At 62.5% G+C, this 20,538-nt stretch carries 19 protein-coding genes and 2 tRNA genes; 17 read left to right on the top strand and 4 right to left on the bottom strand.

Features of this window, described 5'->3' with window-relative positions; genetic code table 11:
• Positions 1-64 precede the first annotated feature (64 nt).
• Positions 65-376: a ribosome assembly RNA-binding protein YhbY gene (gene yhbY, locus N7333_RS00560; protein WP_003240550.1), complete on the bottom strand. Its 312-nt coding sequence runs from the start codon at positions 374-376 to the stop codon at positions 65-67.
• 90 nt (positions 377-466) lie between these two features.
• On the opposite strand from yhbY, the gene rlmE reads away from it, so the two are divergent.
• The 17 genes from rlmE (at position 467) to N7333_RS00475 (ending at position 16,793) form a co-directional block, all read left to right on the top strand.
• A complete protein-coding gene (rlmE, locus tag N7333_RS00555; protein WP_003240552.1) occupies positions 467-1,090 on the top strand; it encodes a 23S rRNA (uridine(2552)-2'-O)-methyltransferase RlmE in 624 nt (207 codons plus the stop codon).
• A 172-nt stretch (positions 1,091-1,262) separates the two neighbouring features.
• Complete coding sequence (gene ftsH, locus N7333_RS00550) at positions 1,263-3,176, top strand: ATP-dependent zinc metalloprotease FtsH (RefSeq protein WP_129483039.1); 1,914 nt, start codon at positions 1,263-1,265, stop codon at positions 3,174-3,176.
• A gap of 8 nt (positions 3,177-3,184) precedes the next feature.
• Complete coding sequence (gene folP / locus N7333_RS00545) at positions 3,185-4,036, top strand: dihydropteroate synthase (RefSeq protein ID WP_129482926.1); 852 nt, start codon at positions 3,185-3,187, stop codon at positions 4,034-4,036.
• A 13-nt stretch (positions 4,037-4,049) separates the two neighbouring features.
• A complete protein-coding gene (glmM, locus tag N7333_RS00540) occupies positions 4,050-5,387 on the top strand; it encodes a phosphoglucosamine mutase (protein ID WP_096825656.1) in 1,338 nt (445 codons plus the stop codon).
• 65 nt (positions 5,388-5,452) lie between these two features.
• Positions 5,453-6,208 carry a triose-phosphate isomerase gene (tpiA, locus tag N7333_RS00535; RefSeq protein WP_129482925.1) on the top strand — a complete coding sequence of 252 codons (756 nt, stop codon included), beginning with the start codon at positions 5,453-5,455 and terminating at the stop codon, positions 6,206-6,208.
• A 3-nt stretch (positions 6,209-6,211) separates the two neighbouring features.
• Positions 6,212-6,589, top strand: coding sequence for a preprotein translocase subunit SecG (gene secG, locus N7333_RS00530; RefSeq protein WP_003240564.1), 378 nt, complete (start codon positions 6,212-6,214; stop codon positions 6,587-6,589).
• A gap of 7 nt (positions 6,590-6,596) precedes the next feature.
• Positions 6,597-6,682 (top strand) — tRNA-Leu (locus tag N7333_RS00525).
• A 97-nt stretch (positions 6,683-6,779) separates the two neighbouring features.
• Positions 6,780-6,856: transfer RNA gene (locus tag N7333_RS00520), tRNA-Met, on the top strand.
• 129 nt (positions 6,857-6,985) lie between these two features.
• Positions 6,986-7,444 carry a ribosome maturation factor RimP gene (gene rimP / locus N7333_RS00515; protein ID WP_003240566.1) on the top strand — a complete coding sequence of 153 codons (459 nt, stop codon included), beginning with the start codon at positions 6,986-6,988 and terminating at the stop codon, positions 7,442-7,444.
• Positions 7,445-7,604: 160 nt separating this feature from the next.
• Positions 7,605-9,086, top strand: a complete 1,482-nt coding sequence (gene nusA, locus N7333_RS00510) for a transcription termination factor NusA (protein ID WP_003240569.1) — start codon at positions 7,605-7,607, stop codon at positions 9,084-9,086.
• Positions 9,087-9,113: 27 nt separating this feature from the next.
• The gene (infB, locus tag N7333_RS00505; RefSeq protein ID WP_129484204.1) at positions 9,114-11,600 is read left to right on the top strand and encodes a translation initiation factor IF-2; all 2,487 of its coding nucleotides are present in this window, start codon (positions 9,114-9,116) and stop codon (positions 11,598-11,600) included.
• Positions 11,601-11,712: 112 nt separating this feature from the next.
• On the top strand, positions 11,713-12,102 hold the full coding sequence (gene rbfA, locus N7333_RS00500) for a 30S ribosome-binding factor RbfA (RefSeq protein ID WP_003240572.1): 390 nt from the start codon (positions 11,713-11,715) through the stop codon (positions 12,100-12,102).
• A gap of 2 nt (positions 12,103-12,104) precedes the next feature.
• Entirely contained in the window at positions 12,105-13,025 is a 921-nt protein-coding gene (gene truB / locus N7333_RS00495; RefSeq protein ID WP_129484205.1) for a tRNA pseudouridine(55) synthase TruB, read from the top strand.
• Between the two features lie 219 nt (positions 13,026-13,244).
• Positions 13,245-13,514 carry a 30S ribosomal protein S15 gene (gene rpsO, locus N7333_RS00490; protein ID WP_003240577.1) on the top strand — a complete coding sequence of 90 codons (270 nt, stop codon included), beginning with the start codon at positions 13,245-13,247 and terminating at the stop codon, positions 13,512-13,514.
• 171 nt (positions 13,515-13,685) lie between these two features.
• Positions 13,686-15,794, top strand: a complete 2,109-nt coding sequence (pnp, locus tag N7333_RS00485; protein ID WP_003240580.1) for a polyribonucleotide nucleotidyltransferase — start codon at positions 13,686-13,688, stop codon at positions 15,792-15,794.
• Positions 15,795-16,190: 396 nt separating this feature from the next.
• Positions 16,191-16,541 carry a BON domain-containing protein gene (locus tag N7333_RS00480; protein WP_003240582.1) on the top strand — a complete coding sequence of 117 codons (351 nt, stop codon included), beginning with the start codon at positions 16,191-16,193 and terminating at the stop codon, positions 16,539-16,541.
• A 54-nt stretch (positions 16,542-16,595) separates the two neighbouring features.
• Positions 16,596-16,793, top strand: coding sequence for a CsbD family protein (locus N7333_RS00475; RefSeq protein ID WP_003240584.1), 198 nt, complete (start codon positions 16,596-16,598; stop codon positions 16,791-16,793).
• A gap of 153 nt (positions 16,794-16,946) precedes the next feature.
• On the opposite strand, the gene N7333_RS00470 is transcribed toward N7333_RS00475, so the two are convergent.
• From N7333_RS00470 to N7333_RS00460, 3 genes are read right to left on the bottom strand one after another with little or no spacing between them, the layout of a single operon-like run.
• Positions 16,947-17,249 carry a DUF2845 domain-containing protein gene (locus N7333_RS00470; protein ID WP_129484206.1) on the bottom strand — a complete coding sequence of 101 codons (303 nt, stop codon included), beginning with the start codon at positions 17,247-17,249 and terminating at the stop codon, positions 16,947-16,949.
• Positions 17,250-17,262: 13 nt separating this feature from the next.
• Complete coding sequence (locus N7333_RS00465) at positions 17,263-17,559, bottom strand: DUF2845 domain-containing protein (RefSeq protein ID WP_129484207.1); 297 nt, start codon at positions 17,557-17,559, stop codon at positions 17,263-17,265.
• Complete coding sequence (locus N7333_RS00460) at positions 17,556-20,438, bottom strand: DUF748 domain-containing protein (protein ID WP_129484208.1); 2,883 nt, start codon at positions 20,436-20,438, stop codon at positions 17,556-17,558. The genes N7333_RS00465 and N7333_RS00460 overlap by 4 nt, the downstream gene beginning before the upstream one ends.
• Positions 20,439-20,538 lie beyond the last annotated feature (100 nt).

Below are 20,538 nucleotides of genomic sequence, written 5' to 3'. Positions count from 1 at the left end.
CATTTGCGACCAGGGCTTGGTGTGATGCCTGCCCAGCCGCGAATGAGTCCGCTCCCGCGCCTGCTCAGCCCTGATAACGAATCACGTTGGACAGGTTGCGATTGGGCTTGGGGTTCTTGCGATAGAGCAGGGCGACCTTGCCGATCGATTGCACCAGTTCGGCGCGGCCGGCTTCGCACAGGGCGGTGATGGCGGCCTGACGATCCTCGCGTTCGGCGAGGCGCAGCTGTACCTTGATCAGCTCGTGGTCGTTGAGTGCGCGGTCCAGTTCGGCCAGCACGCCCTCGGTCAAACCATTGTCCGCCACGATCAATACAGGTTTCAGGTGGTGGCCGATAGATTTGAATTGTTTCTTCTGCTCTTGAGTGAGCGGCATAATCGTTAGTACCTAATTCGGTCTGGAAAACGGCGCCTATCTTACCCGAGCCCGCGCAGTTATTCATGGCCCGTTGAGTTCGAGGTTTCAGTGGCACGTTCCAAGACCAGCCAGCGTTGGCTGAAAGAACATTTCGATGATCCTTACGTGAAGATGGCGCAGAAGGACGGCTATCGCTCGCGCGCCAGCTACAAGCTGCTGGAGATCCAGGAGAAGGATCGCATCCTGCGTCCGGGCATGACCGTGGTCGATCTCGGCGCCGCGCCGGGCGGCTGGTCGCAGGTCACCAGTCGGGTGATCGGCGACAAGGGGCGTCTGATCGCCTCGGACATTCTGGAAATGGACAGCATTCCCGATGTCACCTTCATTCAGGGCGACTTCACCGACGATGCGGTCTTCGCGCGCATTCTCGAGGCCATTGGCGAGAATCCGGTCGACCTTGTTATTTCCGATATGGCCCCCAATATGAGTGGGGTGAGGGCGGCCGATCAGCCGCGCGCCATGTACCTGTGCGAACTGGCGCTGGATCTGGCCGGGCGCGTGCTGCGCCCCGGCGGCGATTTCCTCATCAAGATTTTCCAGGGTGAAGGCTTCGACACCTACCACAGGCAGGTGCGCGACAGCTTCGACAAGGTGCAGATGCGCAAACCGCTGTCCTCGCGCGATCGTTCGCGTGAGCAGTATTTGTTGGCGCGTGGCTTTCGCGGCTTGTGAGTTGAAACTGGTGTCCGCCCTGTCGGTCTCAGTGGCAGAAACCTCATAAAGGGTTACAGACGGCGCCTGCGGGATGCGGGCGTTTGGTGTAAGTTAGTCGGTATATCACTGGTCGTCATGGGAAGCCCGCTTCGCCACGAGGCCTGCTTCAGAGGGTAGCTAATTGAACGACATGGCAAAGAATCTGATCCTGTGGCTGATCATCGCGGCGGTACTGGTTACCGTGATGAACAACTTCTCCAGCCCGAGCGAGCCGCAGACCCTGAGCTACTCGCAATTCATCGAGCAGGTGAAGGAAGGGCGCGTCGAGCGCGTCACCGTCGATGGTTACGTGATCACCGGCAAGCGCACCGACGGCGAAGGCTTCAAGACCATCCGCCCGGCGATTCAGGACGGTGGCCTGATCGGTGACCTGATCGACAACAACGTGGTCATCGAAGGCAAGCAGCCCGAGCAGCAGAGCATCTGGACCCAGCTGCTGGTGGCCAGCTTCCCGATTCTTGTGATCATTGCTGTGTTCATGTTCTTCATGCGCCAGATGCAGGGCGGCGCTGGTGGCAAGGGCGGGCCGATGAGCTTCGGCAAGTCCAAGGCGCGCCTGCTCTCCGAAGACCAGGTCAAGACCACCTTCGCCGACGTCGCCGGTTGCGACGAGGCCAAGGAAGAGGTCAGCGAGCTGGTGGAATTTCTTCGCGATCCGGGCAAGTTCCAGCGCCTGGGTGGCCGCATCCCGCGTGGCGTGCTGATGGTCGGCTCGCCGGGTACCGGCAAGACGCTGCTGGCCAAGGCCGTGGCCGGCGAAGCGAAAGTGCCGTTCTTCACCATTTCCGGTTCCGACTTCGTCGAGATGTTCGTCGGCGTCGGTGCCAGCCGCGTGCGCGACATGTTCGACCAGGCCAAGAAGCACGCGCCGTGCATCATCTTCATCGACGAGATCGATGCCGTCGGTCGCCATCGTGGCGCCGGCATGGGCGGCGGTCACGACGAGCGTGAGCAGACCCTCAACCAGCTGCTGGTGGAGATGGATGGCTTCGAGATGAACGACGGCATCATCGTCATCGCAGCCACCAACCGTCCGGACGTTCTGGACCCGGCGCTGCTGCGTCCCGGCCGCTTCGACCGTCAGGTGGTGGTCGGCCTGCCGGATATCCGCGGTCGCGAACAGATTCTGAAAGTGCACATGCGCAAGGTGCCGATGGGCGACGACGTCAATCCGGCGGTCATCGCACGCGGTACCCCGGGTTTCTCCGGTGCCGATCTGGCCAATCTGGTCAACGAAGCCTCGCTGTTCGCCGCTCGTGCTGGCAAGCGCCTGGTGGAGATGAAGGAATTCGAGCTCGCCAAAGACAAGATCATGATGGGCGCCGAGCGCAAGACCATGGTCATGTCCGACAAGGAGAAGCTCAACACCGCGTTCCACGAGGCGGGCCACGCCATCGTCGGTCGTCTGGTGCCCGAGCACGATCCGGTCTACAAGGTTTCCATCATTCCGCGCGGTCGTGCCCTGGGCGTGACCATGTTCCTGCCGGAAGAGGATCGCTACAGCCTCAGCAAGCGCGCCCTGATCAGTCAGATCTGCTCGCTGTTCGGTGGCCGTATCGCCGAGGAAATGACCCTGGGCTTCGATGGTGTCACCACCGGTGCATCCAACGACATCATGCGCGCCACGCAGCTGGCCAAGAACATGGTCACCAAGTGGGGCCTGTCCGAGAAGCTCGGCCCGCTGATGTATGCCGAAGAAGAGGGCGAAGTGTTCCTCGGTCGTAGCATGGGCAGCCAGCACAGCAATGTGTCCGGTGAAACCGCCAAGCAGATCGACGAAGAGGTGCGCCGCATCATCGACGAGTGCTACGCCACCGCCAAAAAGCTGCTGGTGGAAAACCGCGACAAGCTCGACGCCATGGCCGAAGCGCTGATGAAGTACGAAACCATCGACGCCGAGCAGATCGACGACATCATGAACGGTCGCGAGCCGCGCGAACCGCGTGGTTGGGACGGTGGCGGCGACTCCGGTGCCCCGCAGGCCAAAGTCGACGAGGTTGATCGTCCCGAGAAGCCCATTGGCGGGCCGGCGGCCGAGCACTAAGGTCGTCTATGTTCGAACGGCAATACCCGAGCCGGCTGCCCTGTGGCAGCCGGCTTCTTGATTTGTCCCGTCCGCAAGTGATGGGCATCCTCAACGTCACGCCCGATTCATTCTCCGACGGCGGTCTCTTCGTTGCCCGTGACGCTGCGCTGCGCCATGCCGAGGCGATGGTCGCCGCTGGTGCGACGCTGATCGATATCGGGGGGGAGTCCACCCGTCCTGGGGCGCGCAGCGTTTCGCCGACCGAGGAGCTGGAGCGCGTGGCGCCGATGGTCGAAGCCATCGCTCGTGAGCTCGACGTGATCATTTCCGTGGATACCTCGACGCCGGCCGTCATGCGCGAAAGCGCGAGGCTTGGGGCCGGGCTGATCAATGACGTACGCTCGCTGCAGCGTGACGGCGCGCTGGATGCTGCGGCAGACACGGGTCTGCCGGTGTGTCTGATGCACATGCGCGGCGAACCGGGGACCATGCAGGACAATCCGCAGTACCCGGACATCGTTGTCGAGGTGCGTGATTTTCTCGTCGAGCGCATGGCGGCGTGCGCGACAGCCGGTATTCCCGCCGAGCGGATCGTGCTCGATCCGGGCTTTGGTTTTGCCAAGACACTGGAGCACAATCTCGCCCTGTTCAAACACATGGGCGAGCTCCTGGCACTGGGGAGGCCCTTGCTGGTAGGCGTTTCTCGCAAGAGCATGATCGGCAAGGTGCTTGGTCACGAGGTCGGCGAGCGGCTCTATGGCAGCCTGGGGTTGGCGGCTCTTGCCCTGACCAAGGGCGCGAATATTCTGCGTGTGCACGATGTTGCCGAAACGGTGGACGTGGTGCGCATGATCGCTGCGGTCGAGGCAGCGCAATAACAAGGAAAGCGTTATGGCTAGAAAATACTTCGGCACCGATGGCATCCGTGGCCGCGTCGGGCAGTTCCCCATCACTCCGGACTTCATGCTCAAGCTCGGCTGGGCGGCGGGCATGGCGTTTCGCAAGGAAGGCAAGTGCCGCATCCTGATCGGCAAGGACACGCGCATTTCCGGCTACATGTTCGAGTCGGCCCTGGAGGCCGGCCTCGCTGCAGCGGGTGCCGATGTGCAACTGCTCGGCCCGATGCCGACGCCGGCCATTGCCTATCTGACCCGGACCTTCCAGGCCGATGCCGGTATCGTCATCAGCGCCTCGCACAATCCGCATGACGACAACGGCATCAAGTTCTTCTCCAGTGAAGGCACCAAGCTGCCGGATGACGTCGAGGCGATGATCGAAGAGCTGCTCGACCAACCGATGACGGTGGTCGAGTCTGCCGGGATCGGTAAGGCTTCGCGGATCAACGATGCTTCCGGTCGCTATATCGAGTTCTGCAAGGGCAGCGTGCCCAGTGGTACCAGCTTCAAGGGGCTGAAGATCGTCATCGATTGCGCCCATGGCGCTGCCTACAAGGTCGCGCCAAGCGTGTTTCGCGAGCTGGGTGCCGAGGTGCGGGTCATCTCGGCGCAGCCCGACGGGCTGAACATCAACGACGGTTGCGGCTCCACGCATATCGCCGCGTTGCAGGCCGAAGTGGTGGCGCAGCAGGCCGATCTGGGTATCGCCTTCGACGGCGACGCCGACCGCGTGCTGATGGTCGATCAATATGGTGCGGTGGTCGATGGTGACGAACTGCTGTTCATCATCGCTCGCGACCTGCAGGAGCGTGGGCGGCTGCGCGGTGGCGTGGTCGGCACGCTGATGAGCAACCTGGGGCTGGAGCTGGCGCTGGCCGAGCTGAACATCCCCTTCGTTCGCGCCAAGGTGGGCGATCGTTACGTGATCGCCGAGCTGCTGGCGCGCAACTGGCAACTGGGCGGCGAGAACTCGGGGCATCTGGTGTGCTTCCAGCACACCACCACGGGCGATGCGATCATCGCCGCGCTGCAGGTGCTGATGGCGCTCAAGCGCCGTGGGCAAAGCCTGGTCGAGGCGCGCAGCGATCTGAAGAAATGCCCGCAGGTGCTGGTCAATGTGCGCCTGTCCGGTGCGGTCGATCCGCTCGAGCACCCTTCGGTGAAAGAGGCCTGCGCGCGGGTGACCGAGCGTATGGCCGGGCGCGGCCGCGTACTGCTGCGCAAGTCCGGTACCGAGCCGCTGGTGCGAGTGATGGTCGAAGGTGACGAAGAAAGCAGCGTGCGCAGCTATGCCGATGAATTGGCTAAGATTGTTGCCGAAGTCTGTGCTTGATTGAGCTTGCTACCGAGGGTGCTCTTGGGTAACATCTGCGCCCTCTTTGATCGACGAGGTAAAACATGCGTCGCCCCTTGGTCGCCGGTAACTGGAAAATGCACGGTACCCGCGCCAGCGTCGCAGAGCTGATCGAAGGGTTGCGTCGGCAGGAGTTGCCTGTCGAGGTGGATGTCGCGGTGTTTCCCTCCAGTCTGCATGTCGCGCAGGTCGTTGAAGGCCTGGCAGGCAAGGTAGTGAAAGTTGGGGCGCAAGATTGCGCAGCGCAGGTGGAGCAGGGCGCCTTGACCGGTGAGCTGGCAGTGAGTCAGTTGGTCGATGGCGGTTGCGAACTGGTGCTGGTCGGTCACTCCGAGCGTCGCCTGATTCTGGGTGAAAGTGACGAGGTGGTCGTTAGCAAGTTTGCGGCGGTGCAGAAGGCGGGGCTGACCCCTGTGCTCTGCGTCGGTGAGACCCGTGAGCAGCGTGAAGCGAATGCGACGCTGGGTGTGGTGGGTGGTCAGTTGGCGGCGGTGATAGACGCTCTTGGCGTCCAGGCCCTGAACAACGCCGTTGTCGCTTATGAGCCTGTCTGGGCCATTGGCACCGGGTTGACCGCTACGCCCGAGCAGGCTCAGGAAGTCCATGCAGCTATCCGCGCGCAGGTCGCGCAGCTGGATGCGCAGGTGGCCAGTGAGCTGAGAATTCTTTATGGCGGCAGTGTAAAGGCCGCCAGTGCAGCCGAGTTGTTCGGCATGCAGGATATCGATGGGGGGCTTGTAGGTGGCGCCTCTCTGAATGCGGATGAATTCGGTGCGATCTGTCGCGCTGCAGGAAACTGAAGAATGCTGGAAACAGTCATTGTTGTTCTGCACCTGCTGGGTGCGATCGGTGTAGTGGTTCTGGTGCTGTTGCAGCAGGGCAAGGGTGCTGATGCTGGCGCCTCTTTCGGTGCGGGTGCTTCGGCAACTGTTTTCGGAAGCCAAGGTTCCGCTACCTTTCTGAGTAAGTTTACTGCTATACTCGCCACCGGTTTTTTCATTACTAGCTTGGGCTTAGCGTTCTTTGCTAAAGAGAAAGCTGATGCACTGAGTCAGGTTGGTCTGCCAGATCCAGCGGTTCTGGAAGTCCAGCAAAAGCCGGCGGTCGAAGACGTGCCGGTGCTCGAAGAGCAAGCTCCAGCATCCGATGCTTCGGATGTGCCGGAGGCTCCAGAGCAGTAACAGTTTTGCCGAGGTGGTGGAATTGGTAGACACGCTACCTTGAGGTGGTAGTGGCCATAGGCTGTAGGGGTTCGAGTCCCCTCCTCGGTACCATACTCAAGAAAGCCCGCAGTTCGCGGGCTTTCTTGTTGCTGGAGTGTTTGGTTGACCCTCGCCAGGGGGTGGCCGTATAATTCCGGCCCAGCTTTGACGCGGGGTGGAGCAGTCTGGTAGCTCGTCGGGCTCATAACCCGAAGGTCGTAGGTTCAAATCCTGCCCCCGCAACCAGTTTCAGCAGGCCCCTTTTCAGGGGCTTTTTGTTAGCTGAAAGACAATGTCCGCCGGTATTTCCGGTGGGTTGAAGGGATGGGCGTTTCGCCCATTTTTTATTTGCACAGCATGCACGAGGGCCGTTAAGTGTCGAGCAAGCTAGAACAGTTGCAGGCCTTGTTGGCCCCGGTAATCGAAGCGCTCGGTTATCAGTGTTGGGGCATCGAGTTCCTGTCGCAGGGGCGTCATTCGCTGCTGCGTGTCTATATCGATAAGGCCGATGGCATCCTGATCGACGATTGCGAGATCGTCAGCCGTCAGCTCAGTGGTGTGCTCGACGTCGAGGACCCGATTTCCTCGGAGTACACGCTGGAAGTTTCTTCTCCTGGCATGGATAGACCGTTGTTCACGCTTGAGCAGTTCGCGGCGCATGTCGGTGAGCAGGTGAAGATCAAGTTGCGCTCGCCCTTCGAGGGGCGTCGCAATTTCCAGGGCCTCCTCCGCGGCGTGGAGGAGCAGGACGTGGTGGTACAGGTGGATGACCACGAGTATCTGTTGCCGATCGATCTGATCGACAAGGCCAATATCATCCCCCGATTTGATTGAGATGCGGATTCTGCGTCGCTGCCGGGCTGCCGACTATCGGTGCAGCACGAGCGACACAGATGGCGCGAAGGTAGCGCGGCAGCGCACGGGTGTAGCGCCAATGGCGTGAACGTGACGCGGATTGCGCAGAACCAATGGATTGCGAAAGGCGAGGCGTACGATGAGCAAAGAAGTACTGCTGGTTGTTGAGTCGGTATCCAACGAGAAGGGTGTACCGGCCGGCGTGATTTTCGAGGCGCTGGAGCTGGCTCTGGCGACCGCCACCAAGAAGCGTTTCGAAGACGAAGTCGATCTGCGTGTGTCGATCAATCGTCAGAACGGTAGCTACGAAACCTTCCGTCGCTGGACCGTGGTCGACGAGTCCGAGTTCGAAGATCCGGCCTATCAGCTGACCGAGGACATGCCGCAGGCCGTTGAAGCCAAGGCCAAGATCGGCGATGTGCTCGAAGAGAAGGTCGAGTCCATCGAGTTCGGTCGCATCGCTGCGCAAACCGCCAAGCAGGTCATCGTGCAGAAGGTGCGCGAAGCCGAGCGCGCCCAGGTGGTCGATGCCTACCGCGAGCGTCTGGGCGAGATCATCTCGGGTACCGTGAAGAAGGTCACCCGCGACAACGTCATCGTCGACCTGGGCAACAATGCCGAGGCGCTGCTGGCCCGCGAAGACATCATCCCGCGCGAGACTTTCCGCGTCGGTGTGCGCCTGCGTGCCCTGCTCAAGGAAATCCGTACCGAGAACCGCGGCCCGCAGCTGATCCTGTCGCGTACAGCGCCGGAAATGCTGATCGAGCTGTTCCGCATCGAAGTACCTGAAATCGCCGAAGGGCTGATCGACGTCAAGGCCGCCTCCCGTGATCCGGGTTCGCGCGCCAAGATCGCCGTGCGCTCCAAGGACAAGCGCATCGACCCGCAGGGCGCCTGCATCGGCATGCGCGGTTCGCGCGTGCAGGCCGTTTCCGGCGAGCTGGGCGGTGAGCGCGTGGATATCGTGCTGTGGGACGACAACCCCGCGCAGTTCGTCATCAACGCCATGTCGCCGGCCGAGGTGGCAGCGATCATCGTCGACGAAGATGCCCATGCCATGGACATCGCCGTCGCCGAAGACAACCTGGCTCAGGCCATCGGCCGTGGCGGTCAGAACGTACGCCTGGCCAGCCAGCTGACCGGCTGGACCCTGAACGTGATGACCGAAGCGGACATCCAGGCCAAGCAGCAGGCGGAAACCGGCGACATCATGCAGTCCTTCATCGACGAGCTGGAAGTCGACGAAGAGCTGGCTCAAGTCCTGGTCGAAGAGGGTTTCACCAGTCTCGAAGAGATTGCCTACGTACCCATGGAAGAAATGCTCAGCATCGATGGCTTCGACGAGGAGATCGTCAACGAGCTGCGTGCACGGGCCAAGGATCGTCTGCTGACCAAGGCGATCGCCAACGAGGAGAAGTTGGCCGATGCCCATCCGGCAGATGATTTGCTGGAACTGGAAGGCATGGACAAGGCGCTGGCTCTAGAGCTTGCGCTGCGCGGCGTGATTACCCGTGAAGACCTGGCCGAGCAGTCGATCGACGACCTGCTCGACATCGACGGCATCGACGAAGAACGTGCCGGCAAGCTGATCATGGCCGCTCGAGCCCACTGGTTCGAATAAGCGGTTGCGGCCTGAGGAGAAAGATGCATGACGCAAGTCACGGTGAAAGAACTGGCCAAAGTGGTCGACACCCCGGTAGAGCGCCTGCTGCAGCAGATGCGTGAAGCCGGCTTGTCCCACGACAATGCCGAACAAGTAGTGACCGATAGTGAGAAACAGGCCCTGTTGGCCCATCTCAAGAGCAGTCACGGCGACAAGGTCGAAGAGCCGCGCAAGATTACCTTGCAGCGCAAGACCACCAGCACCCTGCGGGTGGCTGGTAGCAAGACCATCAGCGTTGAAGTGCGCAAGAAGAAGACCTTCGTCAAGCGCAGCCCGGAAGAGCTCGAGGCCGAGAAGCAGCGCGAGCTCGAGGCTCAGCGTGCCGAAGCCGAGGCCGAGCGCCTGAAGGCCGAGGAAGAAGCCAAGCGCAAGGCTGAAGAAGAGGCCAAGCGTCAGGCTGCGGCCGCTACGAGCGAAGCACCGGCACCGGCAGCAGCACCGGCTCCGCTGAGCGAGCCGGTGGTTGCGGCGCCGGTCGTCGAAGTCGAGCGCAAGAAAGAGGAAGTGCGTCGCCCCGAGAAGGCGCGCAGCGACGAAGACGAGCGTCGTGACCGCAAGCACGCGCAGCATCGCCCGACCCTCAAGGAGAAGGCGCCGGCTCCGCGTGTCGCACCGCGCAGCGTCGACGAAGAGAGCGACGGTTTCCGTCGTGGCGGTCGCGGCAAGGCCAAGATGAAGAAGCGCAACCAGCACGGCTTCCAGGCTCCGGCCGGCCCGGTGGTGCGCGACGTGGCCATTGGCGAAACCATCACCGTGGCCGACCTGGCCCAGCAGATGTCGATCAAGGCCGCCGAAGTCATCAAGTTCATGTTCAAGATGGGCACCCCGGTGACCATCAACCAGGTGCTGGACCAGGAGACCGCTCAACTGGTCGCCGAAGAGTTCGGTCACAAGGTCAAGCTGGTCAGCGACAACGCGCTGGAAGAACAACTGGCCGAGTCGCTGAAGTTCGAAGGCGAGGCCATGTCCCGCGCGCCGGTGGTGACCGTGATGGGTCACGTCGACCACGGTAAGACCTCGCTGCTCGACTATATCCGTCGTGCCAAGGTGGCTTCCGGTGAGGCGGGTGGCATCACCCAGCACATCGGCGCCTACCACGTGGAAACCGACCGCGGCATGGTCACCTTCCTCGACACCCCCGGTCACGCCGCGTTCACCGCGATGCGTGCCCGTGGTGCGAAGGCCACCGACATCGTCATTCTCGTCGTCGCAGCCGATGACGGCGTGATGCCGCAGACCCAGGAAGCCGTACAGCATGCGAAAGCAGCTGGCGTGCCGATCGTGGTTGCGGTGAACAAGATGGACAAGCCGGAAGCCAACCCGGACAACATCAAGAACGGCCTGGCCGCGCTGGACGTGATTCCGGAAGAGTGGGGCGGCGACGCACCGTTCGTACCGGTTTCCGCCAAGGCCGGTACCGGTATCGACGAGCTGCTCGAAGCCGTGCTGCTGCAGGCCGAGGTTCTCGAACTGAAGGCCACTCCGACCGCGCCTGGTCGTGGTGTGGTGGTCGAGTCGCGCCTGGACAAGGGCCGTGGCCCGGTGGCTACCGTGCTGGTTCAGGACGGTACCCTGCGTCAGGGCGACATGGTCCTGGTCGGCGTCAACTACGGCCGCGTGCGTGCCATGCTCGACGAGAACGGCAAGCCGATCAAGGAAGCCGGTCCGTCGATTCCGGTCGAGATCCTCGGCCTGGATGGCACGCCGGATGCCGGTGACGAGATGATGGTGGTGGCCGACGAGAAGAAGGCCCGCGAAGTCGCGCTGTTCCGTCAGGGCAAGTTCCGCGAGGTCAAACTGGCTCGTGCCCACGCCGGCAAGCTGGAAAACATCTTCGAAAGCATGGGCCAGGAAGAGAAGAAGACCCTCAACATCGTCCTCAAGGCCGACGTGCGTGGTTCTCTGGAAGCCCTGCAAGGCTCGCTCAGCACCCTGGGCAACGACGAAGTACAGGTGCGTGTGGTCGGTGGCGGCGTCGGTGGTATCACCGAGTCCGATGCCAACCTGGCGCTGGCTTCCAATGCCGTGCTGTTCGGCTTCAACGTCCGTGCTGACGCCGGTGCGCGCAAGATCGTCGAGTCCGAAGGCCTCGACATGCGCTACTACAACGTCATCTACGACATCATCGAAGACGTCAAGAAGGCCCTCACCGGTATGCTCGGCAGCGATGTTCGCGAGAACATCCTGGGCACCGCGGAAGTGCGTGACGTGTTCCGTTCGCCGAAGTTCGGCGCCGTCGCTGGCTGCATGGTCATCGAGGGTACCGTGTACCGCAACCGTCCGATCCGCGTACTGCGCGAGGACGTGGTGATCTTCGAAGGCGAGCTGGAATCGCTGCGTCGCTTCAAGGACGACGTCGCCGAAGTGCGTAACGGCATGGAGTGCGGTATCGGCGTGAAGAGCTACAACGACGTCAAGGTCGGCGACAAGATCGAAGTGTTCGAGAAGGTCCAGGTGGCGCGCAGCCTGTAAGCGCGGCATCCCGATCACGCAACGCCCGGCCCCGCTCATGCGCGGCCGGGCGTTTGCCGCTTTTACGTCCGCTGCCGCCAAGGCATGCGGGCGAAGGAAAGGTAAGTAAGAAATGGCCAAAGATTACAGCCGTACCCAGCGTATCGGTGATCAGATGCAGCGCGAGCTGGCAGTGCTGATCCAGCGCGAGATCAAGGACCCGCGCCTGGGTCTGGTAACCATCACTGCGGTCGACGTGAGCCGCGATCTGTCCCACGCCAAGGTGTTCATCACCGTGATGGGCAAGGACGACGATGCCGAGCAGATCAAGCTCAACCTGGAGATTCTCGGCGAGGCGGCCGGTTATCTGCGCATGCTGCTGGGCAAGTCGATGAAGGTGCGCACCATCCCCCAGCTGCACTTCCACTACGACGCCAGCATCCGCCGTGGCGCCGAGCTGTCGGCGCTGATCGAGCGTGCGGTGGCGGAAGACCGCAAGCACCAGGACGGCAGCGAGGGTTGAGCGTGGCGCAGGTCAAACGTATTCGCCGCAAGGTCGACGGCATCATCCTGCTCGACAAGCCGCGCGGCTTTACCTCCAACGCGGCCCTGCAGAAGGTGCGCTGGCTGCTCAATGCAGAGAAGGCCGGGCATACCGGCAGCCTCGATCCGCTGGCAACCGGCGTGCTGCCGCTGTGTTTCGGCGAGGCGACCAAGTTTTCCCAGTACCTGCTCGATGCCGACAAGGGCTACGAGACCGTGGCGCAACTGGGCGTGACCACCACCACCGGCGACGCCGAAGGTGAGGTGCTCGAGCGACGCCCGGTGACCGTTGGTCGCCCTGAAATCGAGGCCCTGTTGCCGCGTTTTCGTGGAGAAATCAAACAGATACCTCCAATGTATTCGGCCCTGAAGAAGGACGGCCAGCCGCTGTACAAGCTGGCCCGTGCAGGCGAAGTAGTGGAGCGCGAAGCGCGTTCTGTTACTATTGCGCGCTTGGAATTGCTGGCCCTCGAAGGCGAGCAGGCGCGTCTGTCCGTGGACTGCAGCAAGGGGACCTACATTCGTACCCTGGTCGAGGACCTCGGCCAATTGCTCGGTTGTGGCGCACACGTCGCCGAGCTGCGTCGAACCAAGGCCGGTCCCTTCGAGCTGGCGCGTACCGTGACCCTGGAAGAGCTGGAGGCGGTGCACGCCGAAGGTGGCAGCGAAGCGCTCGATCGCTTCCTGCAGCCGGTCGACAGCGGTTTGCTGGACTGGCCGCTGCTGCAGTTTTCCGAGCACAGCGCGTTCTACTGGTTGCAGGGGCAACCGGTACGGGCACCGGAAGCGCCGAAGTTCGGCATGGTGCGCGTGCAGGATCACAATGGTCGCTTCATCGGCATCGGTGAAGTGAGCGACGACGGGCGCATTGCCCCGCGTCGATTGATTTATACCGGTGCGTAGCACGGGTGGAGACACGGGCCTCAAGGCCCGGACGGATTCTACCGGTGCGTAGCACCGAACGGTTCGGCCGAGAGGTCGAAACCTGAGGCTGGCGATACCAGCGTCGGGATTGCGAGGGTGGCTGTTAGTAGGCACGGTCATGCCTCTTTTTAAAACACGGGAAGCGATTCCCGGCCTATTGAGACTGCTTCGGCAGTTTCCAGATGAGAGGAAGCCAACATGGCACTCAGCGTTGAAGAAAAAGCCCAGATCGTAAACGAGTACAAGCAAGCTGAAGGCGACACCGGTAGCCCGGAAGTGCAGGTAGCCCTGCTGACCGCCAACATCAACAAGCTGCAAGGCCACTTCAAGGCCAACGGTAAGGACCACCACAGCCGTCGTGGTCTGATCCGTATGGTTAACCAGCGTCGTAAGCTGCTGGACTACCTGAAGGGCAAGGACACCACTCGTTACAGCGCCCTGATCGGTCGCCTGGGCCTGCGTCGTTAATAGACGCGAGCTGCACAAGTTGGAAGCTGGAAGTTCGCAGCGGCACCTCGGGGCTTACCCCGGAGTGCGGCTGCGGGCTTCCAGCTTTTGGCTTTTCGAAGGATGCATCGGGTCCGACTCCCATGCCGCTTTCAGATTTCCCCCAAAGGCAACAAAGAGAAGGAAAACACCGTGAACCCGGTAATCAAACAGTTCAAGTTCGGTCAATCGACCGTAACCCTCGAGACCGGCCGCATCGCCCGTCAGGCCAGCGGTGCCGTGCTGGTGACCGTCGACAACGACGTCACCGTGCTGGTCACCGTGGTCGGTGCCAAGACCGCCGACCCGAGCAAGGGCTTCTTCCCGCTGTCCGTGCACTACCAGGAAAAGACCTACGCTGCCGGCAAGATTCCTGGCGGTTTCTTCAAGCGTGAAGGCCGTCCGAGCGAGAAGGAAACCCTGACCTCGCGCCTGATCGACCGTCCGATCCGCCCGCTGTTCCCCGAAGGTTTCATGAACGAAGTGCAGGTCGTCTGCACCGTCGTTTCCACCAGCAAGAAGACCGATCCGGACATCGCTTCGATGATCGGTACCTCCGCTGCCCTGGCCGTTTCCGGCATCCCGTTCAACGGCCCGATCGGTGCCGCCCGCGTGGCCTTCCACCCGGACACCGGCTACCTGCTGAACCCGAACTACGAGCAGCTCAAGGCCTCCAGCCTGGACATGGTCGTCGCCGGTACCGAGACCGCCGTGCTGATGGTGGAGTCCGAAGCTGACGAGCTGACCGAAGACCAGATGCTCGGCGCCGTGCTGTTCGCCCACCAGGAATTCCAGGCCGTGATCCAGGCCGTCAAGGAATTCGCTGCCGAAGCTGGCAAGCCGACCTGGAACTGGCAGGCTCCGGCCGCCAATACCCCGCTGCTGGACGCCATCCGCAGCCAGTTCGGCGAGGCCATCAGCCAGGCCTACACCATCACCATCAAGCAGGACCGCTACAACCGTCTGGACGAGCTGCGTGAGCAGGTCATCGCTGCCCTGGCCGGCGAAGGCGAAGGCAAGTTCGCTGCCGACGAGGTCAAGGCCGCTTTCGGTGAGATCGAGTACCGCACCGTGCGCCAGAACATCGTCGACGGCAAGCCGCGTATCGACGGTCGCGACACCCGCACCGTACGCCCGCTGAAGATCGAAGTCGGCGTACTGGACAAGACCCACGGCTCGGCTCTGTTCACCCGTGGCGAAACCCAGGCTCTGGTCGTCGCCACCCTCGGCACCGCCCGCGACGCGCAGCTGCTCGACACCCTGGAAGGCGAGAAGAAAGACCCCTTCATGCTGCACTACAACTTCCCGCCGTTCTCGGTCGGTGAGTGTGGCCGCATGGGTGGCGCCGGTCGCCGCGAAATCGGCCACGGCCGTCTGGCCCGTCGTGGCGTTGCCGCCATGCTGCCGAAGGACGACGAGTTCCCGTACACCATCCGCGTGGTGTCGGAGATCACCGAGTCCAACGGTTCTTCCTCCATGGCTTCGGTCTGCGGTGCCTCCCTGGCCCTGATGGACGCCGGCGTGCCGATGAAGGCGCCGGTTGCCGGTATCGCCATGGGTCTGGTGCTGGAGGGCGAGAAATTCGCCGTTCTGACCGACATCCTCGGTGACGAAGACCACCTGGGCGACATGGACTTCAAGGTAGCCGGTACCGCCAAGGGCGTCACCGCGCTGCAGATGGACATCAAGATCCAGGGCATCACCGAAGAGATCATGGAGCAGGCCCTGGAGCAGGCGCTGGAAGCTCGCCTGAACATCCTCGGTCAGATGAACCAGGTCATTTCCCAGTCGCGCACCGAGCTGTCGGCCAACGCGCCGACCATGCTGGCGATGAAGATCGATCAGGACAAGATCCGCGACGTCATCGGCAAGGGTGGTGCCACCATCCGCGCGATCTGCGAAGAGACCAAGGCTTCGATCGACATCGAAGACGACGGCTCGATCAAGATCTTCGGCGAAACCAAGGATGCCGCCGAGGCTGCCAAGCAGCGCGTGCTGGCCATCACCGCCGAAGCCGAGATCGGCAAGATCTACGTCGGCAAGGTCGAGCGCATCGTCGACTTCGGCGCCTTCGTCAACATCCTGCCGGGCAAGGACGGTCTGGTGCACATCTCCATGCTGAGCGATCAGCGCGTGGAGAAGGTCACCGACGTACTGAAGGAAGGTCAGGAAGTGAAGGTACTGGTACTGGACGTGGACAACCGCGGCCGTATCAAACTGTCGATCAAGGACGTAGCTGCTGCCGAGGCCTCCGGGGTCTAAGCACGGTTCGCCGGTTCGAACGAGAAGGGCTCCTGCGGGAGCCCTTTTTTGTGCCTGATCGCCAGGCCTGGCGCTGCTTGTGTTCGCCTATTACCGAAGCGGCAGTGGCATGCGGTCTGTCTTGCCGAGGTGCTCGGGATCCATTGCCCAGGCGATTCGTCACCCGGTGTTCGCATTCAGGTACGGTAGTACCGAATAAATCATGCAAATTGCCCGGGAGATTTTCCCCAACTCGGCGAAATGCAATCAAAAGCCGGTTTTGCCATATCTATAAATTGCTGATTTATAAGGATTTATTCCTTTTCCGGAAACTGGCACAGCGCTTGCGATAGTACTGGTGAACCTGCAGCCAGGAGCTGGCTTGCAGATTGTCTGGAAAGTACAGGAGTCCAATCCATGAAACAGCCAATCAACCGTTTTGCCGCTGCCACTCTGACCGCCGCCGTACTGAGCCTGCCGCTCGCCTCGGCCGCGCTTGCCCAGCCGACCATGCTCGCAGCCAACGACACTATGGACAGTGCCGGGCAAGCGGTCTCCGATACCTGGATCACCAGCAAGGTGAAGTCGACCTTCATCGCTGACCAGAATCTGAGCGGGCTGGACATCAAGGTCGAGACCAACCAGGGCGTGGTGTCCCTGTCCGGTACGGTTGCCACCGATGCCGAGCGCGACCTGGCCATCGCCAAGGCCAAGGAAATCGAAGGCGTGCGTGACGTTTCCGCCGATGCCCTGAAAGCGGCTGACTAATCAACGAAGTGGCCGGCTCACGCCGGCCGCTTCCCCGTCACCGGGAGAAAGACCATGAACAGCGACATCATCAAAGGTAAATGGAAGCAGCTCAGTGGCCGCATCAAGGAGCGCTGGGGCAACCTCACCGACGACGATCTGAACGTCGCCGACGGTCACAGCGACTATCTCGCCGGCAAGCTGCAGGAACGCTATGGCTGGACCAAGGAAAAGGCCCAGCAAGAGCTGCGCGATTTCAGCGACAAGCTCTGAGCTCGGATAGCCTGGTAGGGATGCCGCACCAGCACGGATGGCTGCAGGTACGGACGCCGATCAGCATGGATAGCCAAGGCATGGATGCTCAAAGGCCCCGCCGGTGTGACCGGCGGGGCCTTGGTTTTTGTGGCCGGGCATGCGGGGCGGGGCTCATGAGCCGCGCTTGCTTCGTATCTCGCTGAGCCTGCCCCCCTCGAAACGCAGGAAGTGGTACATGCCGTTGTTCGGCCCGTATACCCATTCCTCGACGTTTACCTCGTTACGGAAACCATAGGCATCGACCACCTCCTTGTAGCCGAGAAAGTCGCGGCTGGAAGGCTCTCCACACTTGCTCAGCACTTCGCTGGTGGGCGCCGTCTTGCTGACCAGGGCGCTGCCGCAGCGATAGGTAGAGGATGCCTGGGCCGCCAGCGGCAGGCACAGCAGCAACATCAGGTAGTTCAGTTTGCGCATGGGATTCTCCCGCTCAGCGTTCGCGCCGCCGCTCGATGGCGACCAGGCGATTGCCCTCGAAGCGCAGGATGCTGAGCATGCCGTTGCTCGGGCCGTAGACCCACTCTTCGATCATGAACTCGCGGCGATCGTAGGAGCCCAGCGTATAACCGATGGGATCCTGGTGCATGGGGGCGCCGCATTTGCGCTCGACCTCGAACTTGCGATCCCCCAGGCTGACCAGCTGGCTGCCGCAGCGCAGGGTGTCGGCCCACAGAGCCGTGCTGAACAGGGCTGCGAATGGAATGACGAGCAGGCTGCGCATGTTCATTGGCTGTCCAGATGCAGAGCGGTGAGTACGCGCCCATCGGCTTCGGGCTCACCCAGGTTGACGTCGATCAGGTAGATGCGCTCATCGTACAGCCCACCCTGCTCGACCAGGTAATCCTTGATGGTTGCAGCGCGTTGCTGAGCCAGTTGGCGCAGCAGCAGCTTGCTCTGCGCCCAGGAGTCCAGCACCGCCTCGCGCATGTTCTGCGCGCGCAGCTTTTCGTCGAGCGCGGCCCACTCGGCCGGCGGCTGCTGCTTGAGGCGAGTACGGTAGATGCCTTCGAGCAGGGCGGCCTGCTCGTCTTCGCCCACTTCCAGTTCGTCGGGGCTGGCCGGAACCTTGTCGCCACGGCGCTGCAGCACCTTGTACCAGCCCTCGCGGAATTCGCGTTGCAGGCGCTGTTCGGCCAGCAGCGGGCCGTCGGCGCCCTGTGCGCTCTGGCCTTCCACCTCCAGACGCAGATTCGGGCGCTCCTGCAGCGCCTTGGCCAGGGTGTCGAGGGCCTGGCGGGCGTCGCCTTCCAACTGCGCCGAGCCGGCCGAGAAGGGCACGGTGCTGAGGTCGACGTCGCTGCCGCCAACCAGGCCGGCGATGAACTTGAACGGCGCCTGCGCGGCGCGCAGCACGAGGTTGCGCAGCGTCTGCCAGACGATGGGCATGACGCTGAATTCGGGGTTGTTGAGGTCGCCCTGTACCGGCAGTTCGATGGATATGCGGCCCTGGGTGTCCTTGAGCAGGGCGACCGCCAGGCGAATCGGCAGATCGACCGCGTCCGGGCTGTCGACTCGCTCGCCCAACTGCAGGTTTTCCACCAGCACCTTGTTCTCGGCGTTGAGCTGGCCCTTCTCGATACGGTAGTGCAGGTCCAGGTTGAGACGACCCTTGCGGATGCGGTAGCCGGCGAACTTGCCGGAATAGGGGGTGATGGTGGTCAGCTCGACGTTCTTGAAGCTGGTGGCGATATCCAGGCTGTTGAGCGGATCGAAAGGCGTCAGCTTGCCCTTGATGCTCATCGGCGCGTAGCGGTCCACCTTGCCCTGGATGTCCACGCTGGCCGCTTGCGGCTTCTGGTTGTCGAGCACGCCGATGCGCCCGTTCATCTGCTGAATGGCGGTGGCGAAGCTGGGCGTCAGGCTGAAGTCGGCGAAGTTGGCCGAGCCGTCATTGATGGCCACGCCGCCGATGCGGATCGCCAAAGGCTTGCCGGCATCCGCCTTGCTCTCGTTCGGTGTCGCCGGTTGCGGCACGATCAGTTCGCTGACGTTGGTGGTCAGGTTCTCGTTGATCACGAAGCGCGCATAGGGCTGATCCAGTTCGACGCGTTCGATGGCCAGACTTTGGCCATGTCGATAGTCGAGACCGTTGACTCGCACCTGCTTCCAGCGCACGAAATCGCGTTCGCGCAGGGTATCGAGGGTGTGCAGCTGATCGACCCTGGCGTTGCCGCTGACGCTGAGCGCCAAGGGCTCGGTGCTCTTGAGCTGCACGTCGAGGTCGCTGCCGAGCAGGCCGCTGCGCAGTTCGAGGCGAATGAAGGGGCTCAGATAGGCCTGCGCCAGGCGCAGGTCGATGTCCTGGGTGGCGACCTTGAGCTGTGCGCTGGTCGGGCTCAGTTGCACCGTACCCGACGCCTGCAATTTGCCCTGCCTGCCCAGGCCGCTATCGAGCCTGAGCTCGAAAGGCTTGTCGCCGAGGCTGTCGAAGTTCTTCAGGTCGAGGTTCAGCGGGCCGACATCCACGGCCACTTCCTGCTGCGGTACGCGGTCGGCCAGGTGGGCCTTGTAGTCACGCAGCTGTACATCCTGCAGCAGCACCTGCCAGGGCTTGCTCTCGCCGGGCGACGCCGCGGGCTTGGGCGCTTCGCTCTCGGCGGCGTCGGGTTTGGCGAACAGCTTCTGCCAGTCCAGCTGGCCGTCGGCCTCACGTGCCGCCCAGGCCTCCAGGCCCTGGCTGCGTACCTGGCCGATCACCACCTGTTGTTTGGCCAGATCGAGGCTGCTGTTGTCGATATCCAGGCGTTGCAGGCGTACCAGCGGCTTGCCCGACGGATCGTCGATGGCGAAGGGGGCCAACTGCACCTTGATCTTGCTCAGCTGCAGTTCGGTGCCCTTGGACAGGTCCAGTCGGTAGTCGCTGCTGAGATCGACCTCACCCTCCTTGAGCACCAGCGGCAGGGCGTCGCGCACGTAGGGCCAGAAGGCGCGCAGGCGGCCGTCGGTGATCTGCAGGCTGCCGCTGGAGGTGAGCGGGCTCAGGCTGACCTGACCCTGCCAGTCGACATGCCCGCCGTACGGGCCACGTGCGGTGAGCGTCATCCTGGCGTTGTCGCCAGCCAGGGTGCTGAGGTTGTGCAGCTCCACATCCAGCGCATCGTAGGCGAATTCCACCGGCTCGCTGGGGCGCAGGTCCTGGAAGTGCAGCGCCTTCTCGCGCAGGTGAAGGTTGTCGATGCGCAGCGGGAAAGGCTCGCTGTCGCTGTCCTCGTTCTGCGCCGAGCTTTCCGGCAGGCGGAACAGCTGCGTCAGGTTCAGCGTGCCGTCCTTGGCGAACAGCACCTCGGTGCGGGCGCCATCGAGTTCCACCTGCGCCAGGTGCAGTGCGCCGCTCCACAGGCTGTCCAGCTCGAGATTGGCGTACAGACGCTGGAAGCCCAGATGTTCCTGCTCGGCATCGCCGATGCGCAGGCCCCAGAGGCTGAGTTCGAGGCTGAACGGGTTGAGCTGCAGTCGCTGCAGCGACGCGGGCACCGTGGCGAGCTGCGCCAGTTGCTGATTGGCGATGCGCAGGGCCACGCCCGGCAGAATCAGAAAGCCGATCAGGCTGTAGAGGAAAAGGGTGATCAACAGGGCGCTCAGCGCGCGCTTCAGTCCTTTGGGCATGGCGGGGCGTCATCTATCCAGACGAAGAGATGCCTTGGAGTATGGCACGGCGGTTCGGTTCCGGGCGTGCCGCACCCCGCGCATTTTTCTCCGGCGGCGC

Origin of the sequence: Pseudomonas sp. GD04158, assembly GCF_029834875.1 — a bacterium.
In the GTDB taxonomy this organism is placed as follows: domain Bacteria; phylum Pseudomonadota; class Gammaproteobacteria; order Pseudomonadales; family Pseudomonadaceae; genus Aquipseudomonas; species Aquipseudomonas hydrolytica.
This window is presented reverse-complemented; position numbering and strand designations above follow the sequence as displayed.

Coding starts and splice junctions, on each gene's coding strand:
- folP (WP_129482926.1), top strand. CDS start 3,185: ATGTTCGAACGGCAATACCCGAGCCGGCTGCCCTGTGGCAGCCGGCTT.
- yhbY (WP_003240550.1), bottom strand. CDS start 376: ATGCCGCTCACTCAAGAGCAGAAGAAACAATTCAAATCTATCGGCCAC.
- N7333_RS00475 (WP_003240584.1), top strand. CDS start 16,596: ATGAACAGCGACATCATCAAAGGTAAATGGAAGCAGCTCAGTGGCCGC.
- N7333_RS00460 (WP_129484208.1), bottom strand. CDS start 20,438: ATGCCCAAAGGACTGAAGCGCGCGCTGAGCGCCCTGTTGATCACCCTT.
- nusA (WP_003240569.1), top strand. CDS start 7,605: ATGAGCAAAGAAGTACTGCTGGTTGTTGAGTCGGTATCCAACGAGAAG.
- rbfA (WP_003240572.1), top strand. CDS start 11,713: ATGGCCAAAGATTACAGCCGTACCCAGCGTATCGGTGATCAGATGCAG.
- ftsH (WP_129483039.1), top strand. CDS start 1,263: ATGGCAAAGAATCTGATCCTGTGGCTGATCATCGCGGCGGTACTGGTT.
- secG (WP_003240564.1), top strand. CDS start 6,212: ATGCTGGAAACAGTCATTGTTGTTCTGCACCTGCTGGGTGCGATCGGT.
- tpiA (WP_129482925.1), top strand. CDS start 5,453: ATGCGTCGCCCCTTGGTCGCCGGTAACTGGAAAATGCACGGTACCCGC.
- N7333_RS00470 (WP_129484206.1), bottom strand. CDS start 17,249: ATGCGCAAACTGAACTACCTGATGTTGCTGCTGTGCCTGCCGCTGGCG.
- infB (WP_129484204.1), top strand. CDS start 9,114: ATGACGCAAGTCACGGTGAAAGAACTGGCCAAAGTGGTCGACACCCCG.
- N7333_RS00465 (WP_129484207.1), bottom strand. CDS start 17,559: ATGAACATGCGCAGCCTGCTCGTCATTCCATTCGCAGCCCTGTTCAGC.
- rpsO (WP_003240577.1), top strand. CDS start 13,245: ATGGCACTCAGCGTTGAAGAAAAAGCCCAGATCGTAAACGAGTACAAG.
- glmM (WP_096825656.1), top strand. CDS start 4,050: ATGGCTAGAAAATACTTCGGCACCGATGGCATCCGTGGCCGCGTCGGG.
- N7333_RS00480 (WP_003240582.1), top strand. CDS start 16,191: ATGAAACAGCCAATCAACCGTTTTGCCGCTGCCACTCTGACCGCCGCC.